This window comes from Ruegeria sp. BF12, from assembly GCF_056538705.1.
In genome coordinates this window covers 54,537-66,625 of the sequence record NZ_JBQFTP010000005.1, presented here as the reverse complement: position 1 = coordinate 66,625, position 12,089 = coordinate 54,537, and the positions used below count along the sequence as shown (strand labels likewise).

The 12,089-nt window shown below is 58.4% G+C and carries 9 protein-coding genes; 5 read left to right on the top strand and 4 right to left on the bottom strand.

Features of this window, described 5'->3' with window-relative positions; genetic code table 11:
* Nucleotides 1-16: 16 nt before the first annotated feature.
* The 4 genes from ACR0J0_RS10085 to ACR0J0_RS10070 form a co-directional block, all read right to left on the bottom strand.
* Nucleotides 17-1,018: a HupE/UreJ family protein gene (locus ACR0J0_RS10085; RefSeq protein WP_480663520.1), complete on the bottom strand. Its 1,002-nt coding sequence runs from the start codon at nt 1,016-1,018 to the stop codon at nt 17-19.
* Nucleotides 1,015-1,845, bottom strand: a complete 831-nt coding sequence (locus tag ACR0J0_RS10080; RefSeq protein ID WP_480663519.1) for a peptidyl-prolyl cis-trans isomerase — start codon at nt 1,843-1,845, stop codon at nt 1,015-1,017. Before ACR0J0_RS10080 ends, ACR0J0_RS10085 begins: the two co-directional genes overlap by 4 nt.
* A gap of 77 nt (nt 1,846-1,922) precedes the next feature.
* Nucleotides 1,923-3,845 carry a DUF3604 domain-containing protein gene (locus tag ACR0J0_RS10075; protein WP_480663517.1) on the bottom strand — a complete coding sequence of 641 codons (1,923 nt, stop codon included), beginning with the start codon at nt 3,843-3,845 and terminating at the stop codon, nt 1,923-1,925.
* A 152-nt stretch (nt 3,846-3,997) separates the two neighbouring features.
* On the bottom strand, nt 3,998-4,879 hold the full coding sequence (locus tag ACR0J0_RS10070) for a LysR substrate-binding domain-containing protein (RefSeq protein WP_480663515.1): 882 nt from the start codon (nt 4,877-4,879) through the stop codon (nt 3,998-4,000).
* Between the two features lie 77 nt (nt 4,880-4,956).
* Between ACR0J0_RS10070 and ACR0J0_RS10065 the strand changes: the two genes are divergently transcribed.
* Genes ACR0J0_RS10065 through ACR0J0_RS10045 form a run of 5 tightly spaced genes read left to right on the top strand, consistent with a single transcriptional unit; the run spans nt 4,957 to nt 12,087 of the window.
* On the top strand, nt 4,957-6,069 hold the full coding sequence (locus ACR0J0_RS10065; protein ID WP_480663513.1) for an isocitrate/isopropylmalate family dehydrogenase: 1,113 nt from the start codon (nt 4,957-4,959) through the stop codon (nt 6,067-6,069).
* Entirely contained in the window at nt 6,066-7,739 is a 1,674-nt protein-coding gene (locus ACR0J0_RS10060) for a GMC family oxidoreductase (protein WP_480663511.1), read from the top strand. Before ACR0J0_RS10065 ends, ACR0J0_RS10060 begins: the two co-directional genes overlap by 4 nt.
* Nucleotides 7,740-9,221, top strand: a complete 1,482-nt coding sequence (locus tag ACR0J0_RS10055; protein WP_480663509.1) for an aldehyde dehydrogenase family protein — start codon at nt 7,740-7,742, stop codon at nt 9,219-9,221.
* Complete coding sequence (locus ACR0J0_RS10050; RefSeq protein WP_480663507.1) at nt 9,221-10,558, top strand: MmgE/PrpD family protein; 1,338 nt, start codon at nt 9,221-9,223, stop codon at nt 10,556-10,558. Before ACR0J0_RS10055 ends, ACR0J0_RS10050 begins: the two co-directional genes overlap by 1 nt.
* The gene (locus ACR0J0_RS10045) at nt 10,555-12,087 is read left to right on the top strand and encodes a trimethylamine methyltransferase family protein (protein ID WP_480663506.1); all 1,533 of its coding nucleotides are present in this window, start codon (nt 10,555-10,557) and stop codon (nt 12,085-12,087) included. Before ACR0J0_RS10050 ends, ACR0J0_RS10045 begins: the two co-directional genes overlap by 4 nt.
* Nucleotides 12,088-12,089 lie beyond the last annotated feature (2 nt).

Genomic DNA, 12,089 nt, shown 5'->3' with positions numbered 1-12,089 from the left:
TTGGTGAACGAGCAAGTCAAAACCCACTGACACGTTCGACCAACCAGTACATCGACACGCAGCCGATGGCATAACCGGTCACTGGTACGGCAACAGCGTCGGCTTTGGACATCACCGACGGTGCCAACAAACGCCAGATTATAATCAGGGCCGACAGAGCGGCGATGAACAGAAGCTGACCGGCCTCGACCCCAACATTAAACGCAAACAGAGCGGCAAATATGTCTTCTGGCGGCACACCGATCTCGGCCAGCGCACCTGCAAAACCGAGCCCGTGTAGCAATCCGAAGCAAAAGCAGACGATCCAGGGATACTGTTCGGACAGGCGCAGCTTGCCGTCTTTTCGGTAGAGGATTTCCAGCGCCAGAAACACGATGGACAGGGCAATCACGGCCTCGACTGGCGGGGCGGGGACGCGCAGCACTCCCAAGGTGGCGAGGGCCAGCGTAATCGAATGCGCCACTGTGAAAGCTGTTACCGCACCGACCAATCGCCACGGATCGCGTACCAGAACGAACAGGGCGAAGACAAATAGCAGGTGGTCCCAGCCCTCAAGAATGTGTTCGAACCCAAGAAGGAAGTAGCTGGCCAACACAGTCGAGGTCGTAGGTTGTTCAGGTATTGTCAGAACCGGCATATCGGGTGTGAACCGAAGAGTTGTAGGTTCGGACGAAAGTGGCTGAATGCGCATCAGAACGTCATTGCGTTGCCGCTCCAGACCCTCGATTGCGATGGTTTGACCGGCGAAACCCTCATCGCATTGAACGACCCAGGTTGCGATCCACGCAGCGCCATCCGATTTTGGTTCCGGGCCTCGAGGCTGGTCGCATTGGCTGGGCAAAAGGGCGTTGATGTCCATGGGGCGGCCGGTGACATCGGGTTTGCGCCACAACACCTGCCACGTATCGGACGCCAATTGGCGCAGATCCAGATATCCGGGGTCAAGCGCGTGCGCGTGGGCGGCTTTACCCGACATCAACACCCAGCCGACAAGCAGTAGACAAAGGATCTGCCTCATTCGGGAACCTGGTTTATCTCAGGGGTCTCGATCCGGTAGCTCGACGCGAGGTTTTCATATTGCGCTTGCGCCAGATCCGCGCCAGTTTCGCGCCGCCATTCCAGTAGAACGGAATCACGGACTTCATCCAATTTCGGCCGCTCAGGTGCTCGTTTGTCGGTGATGCGAACAAGGTGAATGCCGAATGCAGACTGAACCGGGCCGGACCAGATACCCGGTTCTAACGTGCCCAGAGATGACGAAAATCCAATGCCAAAGTTCGAGTCCACCACACGGGCCGTCGACAAAGGCATGGACTTTGGCAGTAAAGTCGTTTGCCCGAAACTGTCCCAATCATCCAGCCCATTTACCGACGCAATTGCATTCTTGATAACTTCGGGCTCAACCGTCTGCCCCAGATAGACCTGATCAAATGCAATCTGCGGGCGCGTCGTGAAACGCTCAGGATTTTCTTCAAGATAGGTCTGCAATACGTCGTCTTCCGGCTCGACGGATGCAGCAATCGCATCGGTCAGGAAATCCATCTTTTGCGCAAGCCGCGCGCGGATGACCTGATCTCCTTGATCCAGTCCCAGCTTGCGGGCTTCGCGCACCAGAACTTCTTCTCGGACCGTTGCTTCAATCAGAGCCCGCAACTCGTCCTGCGTGGGGGGGCGGTTCCAACTGGTTTCGAAACGAGTGGTCAAAAGAGCGACATCGTTGCCGTCGATTGTGATCGTGTCAGTTTCTTCGACGATGTCTTGCCGGGGAGAAACCCATGCAAACCAGAAGAAAATGGCGATCCCTATCAAAATGAAGTGGAACAGAGGTTCTTTCAAAATTCGCATGCGCGGTCCCGAGGTCGTGTCGAAAAATCTCCGGGCAGGGTAAGCCACCCGGAGAAACTGTAAATCAAATTATCCCGTTATTCGCTGGGCGTATACCAAATGGGTGAGGAATACGCCCGTTCCTGATGGACCAGCTGAGCCTCTTCCGGCAGATCCAGACCAAAACGGAGCTTGTCGTATAGGACCCAGCGTGGCGTCGGGATCTCAAGAACCCGAACGTAGTAGAAAGCGCGTTGGCCGGGGTCGAACTCAGGGTCGGTCCAAACAGTCACCAGTTCGGAGGCGCCGATTGTATTGCTCCAACTGGCGGTTTCCAGATCTACGGTGTTGCCGACCTCGGGCAGATTGCCATCAGCGTCCAGCGCGCGGTCATCGGACCAGGCGACATTAAACACTTTCTCGTGCATTTCCCCCTCGGCATCCAACCAACCTTTTACGACCTGAACACGGTCCAGATTTGCTCCGATCGGGTCGCGCAGGGCGCCGATCAGGAAATTCGGTGCTCCGTCACCTTCGCGGGGGCGCAGGTCGCTGCCCATGGGAACGCCCTTAGTGTAACCGACATCCGCCACCAGACGCGTCAGCAGGTCCTCATCCTGAAAGTCCCAGCCGCCAAAGAAACGAAGACCGATCCTCGGGCCGGTTGTGGCGTAGGTCTCACGCCGTTTGAATGCATCGAAAATGGCCGAACGGGTGTTTTCCGATGCCCAAACCGCTGTGTACCCCGAGGCGACCAGCGTATGGCCTTCAAACGCCCCCAGGTCGCTTTCGACAAACGGGTGCAGAACGCGTGTGGCAGAGGGTTCGGCGCTCACGGACTTGCCGAAATAGTTTTCCTCTTCAGCTGTGGCAAGGGACGTGTGGCTGTCTGTCGCCCCACCCATGCCGAATTTATAGGGGTTCACGCCGAACTTTTCTTCCAGCGCCAAACCGCGTTTCAGCGCCTCGCGCGCGTATTCACCGGCCAGCATGTCATCGGTTTTCAGCTCGGTGATATCGAGGTTTCCGACGTCCCAGTTTTCATAATCGGCAAACGGGTCATCAGGGCTGAGGTACGGATGCGCCTCGCCGTCGCCCTTGATTTGAGTGACTTCGTAGTGCGGTTCCCACTTGGCGCGGTTCTGTACGTATTCCTCGTCCACCTGGCCACCGTGATAGGTGTCTTCGGTCGGGAACATCCAGCCATTGGACAGGTTCCCGTTGTGGGCAAAGGCCACGGCGCGGCCACCGGTTTTGGCCTCGTAGTCCTCAAGCCAGGAATACAACGCTTTGGGGTCGGTATCGCCGTAGGGCGGCTGCGTCACCGGAGGCACGACTTGCAGCGCCCTGATCGGGCCGTCGCGCAGCATGACATTACGATGCAGATTGAAACCCTTGGGCACCGAGGTCCACTCGAACCCGATAAACGCGGTGAAGTTACCGGGATCATTATGGCGTTCGGCAGCCAGCACGATCTGTTCCCAAGTAAACGCAAACGCATCCGCACCCGGGCTGTAGGATTCCAGCAAAATCTCGGGCAGGGTCATTTGCGAGAAGTTGGTGATAATATCAAAGGCTGCCTTGGCCGCATCCTCACCGCCAGCTTTGTACCCTTCGTACCATTCCAGACCCTTTGGGTCGGAAAGCACTCCGGGTTTTCCGGCCTGCAGGTCAGGCGCGAACCCCATGAGATCTGTGTGATCCGTCAGAACCATCCAATCCAGCGGGCGCGCGAGCCTGACGGGTTGACCGGTGGACGAAGTAACCTGCTCGCCCTTCGCAAACCGCCACGCTTCATCCGGAAGCAAAGTGTTCCCGAAGGCGCCGGCATCCAGCGAAAGTCCGGTGTGCAGGTGCGTGTCGCCCCAGAGTGGCCGTTCGGGAAAGGACCGGTTGGCATAAGGTGAAAACGGGCGGTCCGCAAAGGTGCCCTCGGCCGCCTGTTTGCTGGGTACGGCGTCTGCCCAAGCGAATGTTGGCAAAACAAACAATGAGATCAAACAGGTTGAAAGTCGAAGCATTAAAACCTCCCCAGGCATTCGAACCAAGACATTATATGTACGTTGAAACTTTCGTATATTCGGTTTTTATAATGTATGGAGGGCGAGTTTTGTACTAATTTTTTACTGGAGTGACCTTCGTCGCGGCGCGAGGGTCTCGTTCCTGGTACTGCCTAGGTGCCGTCGGAAAGCCAGGTCATGAACATATCGACCTCTGATTTCGCCACCCCGGTTTTCGTTGCCGAACAGAAATAGCCCCGGTTCGTTGCGGGCTCGTGCTTGCAGGCCTGAACCAACGATCCGTTCAGGAGGAATTCGTCGATCATCGGGCGCCAGCCGATGCCAACCCCAAGCCCGTTTTGAATGGCACGCAAATAGACCATGTAGCTGAGAAATCGGTCGTGTGTTGCCGGGCGGGGTACCTGCTGGCCGCTGCCTAAAAAATACCTGTTCCAATCATCCGCATGCGCTGGGCCGGACATATGCAACAGACGTTGTTGCGCAAGCTCGTCCAACGAAAGTGGCGAGGAAGATTTCAAATAGTCCGGGTGGCATATGGCGACCATGCGCTCGGGGAAGACTCTCATGCTGTTCAAACCTGGCACACCCTGTTCGCCAAACACCACCACCGCGTCGCATCGGTTCAAGTCGTAGTCCGGATTTTGATCGCGCGTGACGATTTGAACTTTGATATCAGGGTGGGACATCTGAAAATCGGCCAGTCTTGGTAGCAGGTACAAGCTGGTAAATCCGATGGCCGCGCTGACAACAATGCGGCTTTCCTTTTGCCGGTTACGAATGTCGTCCATATCGGCACGGATCGCGTCAAAACCCCGGGACACGCTTGATGCCAGTTGCTCGCCTTCTTCGGTCAGCGTCAGACGCGGCTTGCTGCGGACAAATAGTGGTGTATCGAGCGCCGCTTCAAGGGCCGCGACCTGCCGGCTGACAGCAGGTTGCTGCACGTTCAGCTCTTTGGCTGCGGCCGAAAAACTCAGATGCCGCGCTGCGGCCTCGAATGCGTTTATCTGTGCCAGAGGTAAGGGTTTAACCACTCATACTATTCCTTCCGGGAATGATCGGCATTCATCATTTCCGTCTTTTTCGATGCGGGCAAGGGGTTAGTCTGATCATGAACGCTGAAAAAGGAATGTTGCTGTTGCACGTCAAACTGCTCGCTTTGGGAGGGGATGGCATCGGCCCGGAGATCCTTGCCGAGGGCTTGCGGGTCGCCGGTGCATTGGCGGCAAAGGCTGGTCTGACCCTGAATGTCGAGCATGATCTGCTGCATGGTGCATCGTGGGATGCGCACGGAACGTTTTGTCGACCGGAAGTGTTGGAAAAAGCCCGGCAGGCAAATGCAGTTCTGGTGGGTGCGGTTGGTGGTTCGAAATGGGACAACATCCGCGTCCCCGGTGGGGCAGAGTGTCAGGACGGGCTGATGTATCTGCGGCACCATCTGCAAACTTACCTGGGCCTGCGCCCGGCGCGTGCCTGGCAGCCATTGTTGCACCATACCCCATTCCGGCGCGGGCTCGCCGATCGCGCAAACGTTCTTATCCTGCGGGAGATGTGTGGCGGCGCTATGTTTGCGCGCGAAAGGGGGCAGCGGCAGGTGAACGGCGTGCGACAGGGCTACGACCTTACTGCTTACGACGCGGATGAGATCGCCAGATTTGCCCATGGCGGCTTTCAACTCGCGCGCCGCCGTCGCGGTAAACTGGTCAGCTGCGACAAGTCCAACGTGATGGAAAGCTACAAGCTTTGGCGCGAAGTGGTGAGCGAGGTTGCCACCCAATACCCGGACGTGGCCTTCGAGAACATGTTCGCGGATAACTGCGCTTATCAGTTGATGTGTCGACCCGGGGATTTTGACGTTGTTCTGTCATGCAACCAGTTGGGCGACATTCTGAGCGATCTGACGGCCGTCTACTCCGGGTCGCTGGGGATGCTTTCCTCGGCCTGTCTGTCCGCCAATCCTAAGGGTGGTCCTGTTTTTGGAATGTATGAAAGTACGTCCGGCTCCGCACCGGATATCGCAGGGCAGGGTATCGCCAATCCGATAGGCATGATCCTGTCCGTCGGCATGATGTTTGAATACTCACTGGCCCGCCCGGATCTGGCAAAAGCGTTAGAGCAGGCTGCCGAGCAGGCTCTGGCAGACGGTATCATGACGCGCGACCTTGGCGGCACCGCTGACAGCAGTTCGATAACCGATGCCATTCTGGAAAGGCTCTCGGGATGACGGTCTTTGATTACGTTATTGCCGGAGGTGGATCGGCCGGATGTGCGCTGGCCGCGCGTCTGGCGGAAGATCCTGATGTGTCGGTCTGTCTGGTCGAAGCGGGCGGGAAAGGGCGCGATCTGTTCATCCGAATGCCCGCCGGAAATGGATTTGTCTTCGGCAACCCACGCCTCGACTGGGGTTACGAGTCCGTTCCTCAGCCGGCTCTGAACGGGCGCAAAATCTATTTCGCAAGGGGGAAGGCGCTGGGCGGCACGTCGATTGTCAACGGCATGATCTACATGCGCGGCGTACCAGCCGACTATGATGCCTGGCGGCAAATGGGACTAAAGGGGTGGGGCTATTCCGACCTTCTTCCTTACTTTCGCCGATCAGAAGGATCGCGGGATCGGCGCGACGGGTATCATGGCGTTGCGGGACCTTTGAAAACGGAACCCGCAGCGAACTTCGGTACGCTGGATCAGGCCTTTGTAGAGGCCGCGGTTGCGGAGGGCCATACCAGATTGCCCGATTTCAACGGGCCGCACAGGACCGGAGTTGCACGAAACGACAGTACGGTCTGTCGCGGGACTCGCCAATCATCGGCCATCGCCTATTTAAAATCCCCGCCTGAAAACCTGACTGTGCTGACAGGCAAGCACATTGCCCGCATCCTGTTCGAAAACAAACGCGCCGTCGGTGTCGAAACCCTTGGCGGCGAACGGTTTCGCGCCAACCGTGAAGTCATTGCATGCCAGGGCGCTTTCGGCACACCGCATCTTTTGATGTTGTCAGGTGTTGGTCCGGCCGAGCATCTCGAGGAACATGGGATTGCGCCCATTGTCGATCTGCCTGGGGTAGGGCGAAATCTGGCGGACCATGTTGACGTTTCGATGCAATGGGCTTCGGACCGACTGGACCTTTCGCATGCGCGCCACCAGAGGTTGGACAAGGCCGCGATGCTTATGGCGCGCTGGCTGCTGAATGGGACCGGTCCGGGCGGCGGGGCAATGTTTTCGACCGTTCTGTTTCATGCAATTGATGACCCCGCACTGCCAGAGCTTGAGGTTTACATGACCCCCATGATTATCGAAGAAAACTTGGGCAATGGTGAAACAGAGGCCGCGCCGTTACTGCAGAGACTCGGTCGCAAGCTTTTGGTCCGGGGCCGCAAAGTGGCCCGCGCCGGGGTGCAGATCGACATCAATCAAGAGCGTCCCAGGTCCCTTGGCACTGTGCGCCTGAACAGTGCAAACCCTATTGTGTATCCCCAGATCGATCCGAATTACTTCGCAGACCCGCGCGATCTCGATGAACTTGTGCGCGGTGTCAAAGCCATGCGCGAAGTCATGGCCCAGCCGCAGATTGCCAAATACGTGACCGGAGAGCTCGGCCCCTGGGCTACGGCGCGCACGGACGCGGAAATCGTCTCGGCTATCCGCGAAACGGCTTACACCGGGCACCACCCGTGCAGCACGGTTAGAATGGGCGGCGATGGGGACCCTATGGCTGTACTTGACGATCAGTTAAGGGTGCGGGGGATCGATGGGCTGCGCGTTGTGGATGCGAGTGCGATGCCCACGCAGATCACGGGCAACCTCTATGCTACCGTTGTCGCAATGGCAGAAAAAGCTGCCGATATGATACTTGGGCGCCCGGCGCTCCCTTCAGAAAACCCTTCGGAGACCTGAATGGCTGATATCCGCACGTTCCAGTATTTCGCGAATAATCAATGGCATGATCCGGCAGACGGTGTCTGGTTCGACAGTGAAAACCCGGCAAATGGCGAGGTGTGGGCACGGGTTCCGGATTGCCGCGAGGCCGATGTTGATCGCGCAGTGGCAGCCGCGCGAGAGGCGTTCTACTACGGTCCATGGGGGCGAATGTTGTCGGCGGAACGGGGGCGGGTTTTGCGCCGTATCGGCGACGTGATCTCAAAACATGCCGAACGGCTTGGGGCAATTGAGACGCAGGACAACGGTAAGCTGCCCCACATGATCACGCCGGGGTTGAAAGAGGGGCATTGGCTGGTCGACAGCTGGCACTACTACGCTGGCATGTGTGACAAGTTCGAAGGCCGGGTCATCCCGGCCGAGACCCCCAACATGCACAATTACATGAAATGGGAACCCTTCGGTGTAGTCGCACAGATCCTTCCGTGGAATTCGCCTTTGGGGACTTTGATCTGGAAACTCGCCCCTTGTCTTGCTGCCGGAAACACAGTGGTGATGAAGCCTTCGGAACACTCCAGCTGTTCGACGCTTGAACTGATGGATGTGCTTTTGGAGGCTGACCTTCCGCCCGGCGTGCTCAATGTCGTCACAGGGTTTGGCAGCACGACCGGAGAGCCGTTGATCGACCACAAGGATGTTCGGATGGCGTCCTTTACAGGCGGAACCGCTGGCGGTCGCGCGGCTGCCGCTGTCGCTGCGCGTCAGGTGAAACCGATCATTATGGAGTTGGGCGGCAAATCCCCGCAGATCGTTTTGCCGGATGCCGATCTGGAACTTGCCGTGAATGGTGTTGCGGCAGGTATCTTCCCGCCCGGCGGGCAGTCTTGCATTGCCGGGTCGCGCTTTTTGGTGCATCGCAATGTCGTTGAAGAGTTCTCGGACCGGCTTGTCGATGTTGTCAAAAAGGCCCGCGTGGGGGAGCCTACCGATCCGGAAACCCAGATCGGTCCCATGGCCAACGGTCCGCATTATGAGAACGTTTTAGATCGTATCGCAGCGGCTGAAGAGGCAGGTCATAAATTGCTTTTGGACGGCCGAACTGTCTGTCGCGACAAAGGGTATTACATCGGCCCGACCATCTTTGCCGATGTGCCGAACGATGCGGATCTTGCGCAGAATGAGGTCTTCGGTCCTGTCGTCTCGATTGAAGCCTTCGACAACGAAGCCGAGGCGGTTCGGATCGCGAATGACACCATTTACGGACTGGCTGCTGGTATCTGGTCACGCGACGTTACCAAGGCCATGCGCATGGCCGACCGGATTGAGGCCGGTACGGTTTACATCAACAACTACTTCAACGCCGCCACACAAAGCCCTGTAGGTGGGTACAAACAGTCCGGATATGGTCGCGAAAACGGTTGGGAAGGCATGCGATGTTTCATGCAGACCAAGTCGGTCTGGCTAGCAACCGACCCCCATCAGCCTGATCCGTTTGGGTAATGACGGCGATCCGGTTTCTGGCCCAATTTGCCACTCAAGCCGATCTTGCGGACGACCTCCGTTCGATCATCGCTCCTGCGGTCGCTGACTGCTTTGGTTGCATTCTTGCCGGGGTTGACAGCGGTGTGGCGGTTCGTGTCCGGGCCGCTTATGCGCGGATGACTACGGGCTCCGCGCGCGTCTTCGGTGCGGATGAAACGTCCAGCCCACCAATTGCCGCCCTGATGAATGCGGTCGCGGGTCATGCATGGGATCTGGATGATTGGGAAGAACCCGGAAATACCCATCCGAGTGTCGTTCTGGTGCCCGCGTTGCTGGCGGCGGCTGATGTCCGTGCAACGTCTGGTCGGGAATTGGCGTTGGCATATCTGGTGGGGACGGAAATCATCATGCGGCTGGGTGAGGCCGTTTCGCTGGATCACTACGCAAGGGGGTTTCACTCCACGGCAACGCTCGGAACGATTGGCGCGGCCGGGGCCGTCGCGCGTATCCTGAAGCTGTCCGAAGATCAATCCGCTCATGCCCTGAGCATCGCGACATCGCAGGCTGTCGGTTACACCGCTCAGTTCGGTTCAAACGCCAAACCACTGCAGGCCGGTTTCGCCGCGCGAGCAGGCGTCGAAGCTGCCCTGTTGGCGAAAAGCAGTGTCACCGGGCAGCCGCAAGTTCTGGAAAATCGGCGCGGTTTCAGCGGGTTGTTGGGCTTACACGATGCGGACCGTTTCAAGGTAATGCTGGATAAGTTGGGTGCTCCGTGGGCTTTGCGTCAGTACGGATTGATTTTGAAGCCGTGGCCGTCCTGCGGTTATACACATCGGCTGATGACGGCGGCGCTGGAATTGCGGTCCCAAGTCTTGGGTCGTTTGCAGGATATCACCGCAATCGAGGCGTCGATGCCGGATTTTCACTTGGCCATATTGCCTTTTGACAAGCCCCGATCCCGGAGCGAAGCCCTGTTCTCGGCCCCGGCCTGTCTTGCGCAGGCGCTTGTCACCGGTGGGCTGACGCTGGCAGATAGCGAGGATGAGTTTTGGCGTCAGCCGGAGGTCGCACGTTTGATCGATATCACCACGGTGTCGCCGGAACCTGCGCGCAACCCGGCTTTGAACTACGATCACGATCAACCGGATACGCTGCGGATCTCGCTTTCAGACGGTTCGGTCCTCATGGCGGCTTGCACATATCCGCTCGGGGCTCCCCAGCGCCCAATGTCGACGGCGCAGCTTGCCGAAAAATACCGATCCATCTGCAACAGGCCTTCGCTCAGGTTCCACGCGTTGCTCGACTGGTTCGACGCGCCGGATGTCGCGAAATTCTTTGAGGAGGCAGGCCAATGACCGGCACAAGACGAGGCGGCGGGCGCGCCGCGCGCATGGCGGAACGGCAGGGCGGCGCGGGCTCTGGCCCGACCGAGGCGATTTGGCCGGGCATCGAAGGTGGCCGGTATCAGCCCCTGACCTCAGCCGAGTTGGCGATGGTCGACGAGACAGCGATGCGCATTCTCGAAGAAATCGGATTGAGGGGCGCGACGGACGTTTGTGCTCGGACCGTTTGCGCGGCCGGTGGGCAGATGACAGAAGATGGCCGGCTGAAAATGCCCGAAAACATGGTGCGCGAAGTCCTGAAGACCGCGGGCCGTGGGTTCAAGCTTTATGGACAAAAGCCCGAGCATGACATCGACCCGTCCGGCAGCCGCATCCACTTTGGAACCTCAGGGGCAGCGGTGCACATCGTGGACAGCGCCACTCGCAAAATCCGCGACTCCACTCTGCGCGATCTCTACGATATGGCCCGACTGGCGGATGCACTTCCGAACATTCACATGTTTCAGCGCACGGTGGTGGCGCGGGACCTGACAGACCCAAGGGAGATGGATCTCAACACTGCCTATGCCTGCCTGAAGGGCACTGCCAAACCCACCGGAACTTCGTTCGGGTCAGCCGAGGTGATGGAAGAAGCCGTGAGCATGTTGAGCATTCTTATGGGAGGAGCAGAGGCGCTGCGGGCTCGGCCTCCGATTTGCGTGTCTACCTGTTTCATCGTTCCGCCGCTTACTTTTGCCGAAGAGGCGCTGGGCGTCATTGAATGCGCGGCGCGACATGGCATACCGCTAAAGCTTGTCTCGGCTGGGCAGGCCGGCGCCACAAGTCCCGCGCCGCTGGCCGGGGCTGTCGCTCAGCAAACCGCTGAGGTGCTGGCTGGGATAGTTTACGCCAATTTGCTCAGCCCGGGTCATCCGGCCACTTTTGGCGCTTTGCCCTTCGTCAGCGATTTACGCACCGGTGCGATGTCAGGCGGCAGCGCCGAGCAAGGACTGCTGATGGCCGCGTGTGCTCAGATGGCTCGGTTCTATGACATCCCCTGCGCGGTCAGTGCAGGTATGACGGACAGCAAGATGCCGGATTTTCAGGCTGGATACGAAAAAGGCTATACCGAGCTTTTGGCAGCGTTGGCCGGGGCCAATCTGGTCTATGAAGCGGCCGGCATGTACGGTTCGCTTCTGGGCTGTTCGCTGGAGAGCTTTGTGCTGGATAACGACGTGATCGGGTCAGTCATGCGTGCCACGCGGGGTTTCGAGGTCAGCCGCGAGACACTGTCGCTGGAAACGATCCGCGAGATCTGTATCGGCGGCCCGGGGCACTTTCTTGGGCACGATCAGACGCTACAACGGATGCAAACCGATTACTACTACCCGGCCATGGCCGATCGCCGAACGCCGCAGGAATGGGATACCGCATCGGACAAGGATCTACTCGAGAGGGCGCGTATTCGGACGCGCGAACTTCTGTCGGCGCCCGAGCCCACACATATTGCGCCGGAGACGGACGCGGAAATCCGGGCGCGCTTTCCAATTCGGTTGAATTAGCG

Bases quoted from the DNA above. Each gene is read 5' to 3' on its own strand.
- ACR0J0_RS10060 (WP_480663511.1), top strand. From the start codon at position 6,066: ATGACGGTCTTTGATTACGTTATTGCCGGAGGTGGATCGGCCGGATGT.
- ACR0J0_RS10050 (WP_480663507.1), top strand. From the start codon at position 9,221: ATGACGGCGATCCGGTTTCTGGCCCAATTTGCCACTCAAGCCGATCTT.
- ACR0J0_RS10045 (WP_480663506.1), top strand. From the start codon at position 10,555: ATGACCGGCACAAGACGAGGCGGCGGGCGCGCCGCGCGCATGGCGGAA.
- ACR0J0_RS10075 (WP_480663517.1), bottom strand. From the start codon at position 3,845: ATGCTTCGACTTTCAACCTGTTTGATCTCATTGTTTGTTTTGCCAACA.
- ACR0J0_RS10085 (WP_480663520.1), bottom strand. From the start codon at position 1,018: ATGAGGCAGATCCTTTGTCTACTGCTTGTCGGCTGGGTGTTGATGTCG.
- ACR0J0_RS10065 (WP_480663513.1), top strand. From the start codon at position 4,957: ATGAACGCTGAAAAAGGAATGTTGCTGTTGCACGTCAAACTGCTCGCT.
- ACR0J0_RS10055 (WP_480663509.1), top strand. From the start codon at position 7,740: ATGGCTGATATCCGCACGTTCCAGTATTTCGCGAATAATCAATGGCAT.
- ACR0J0_RS10080 (WP_480663519.1), bottom strand. From the start codon at position 1,845: ATGCGAATTTTGAAAGAACCTCTGTTCCACTTCATTTTGATAGGGATC.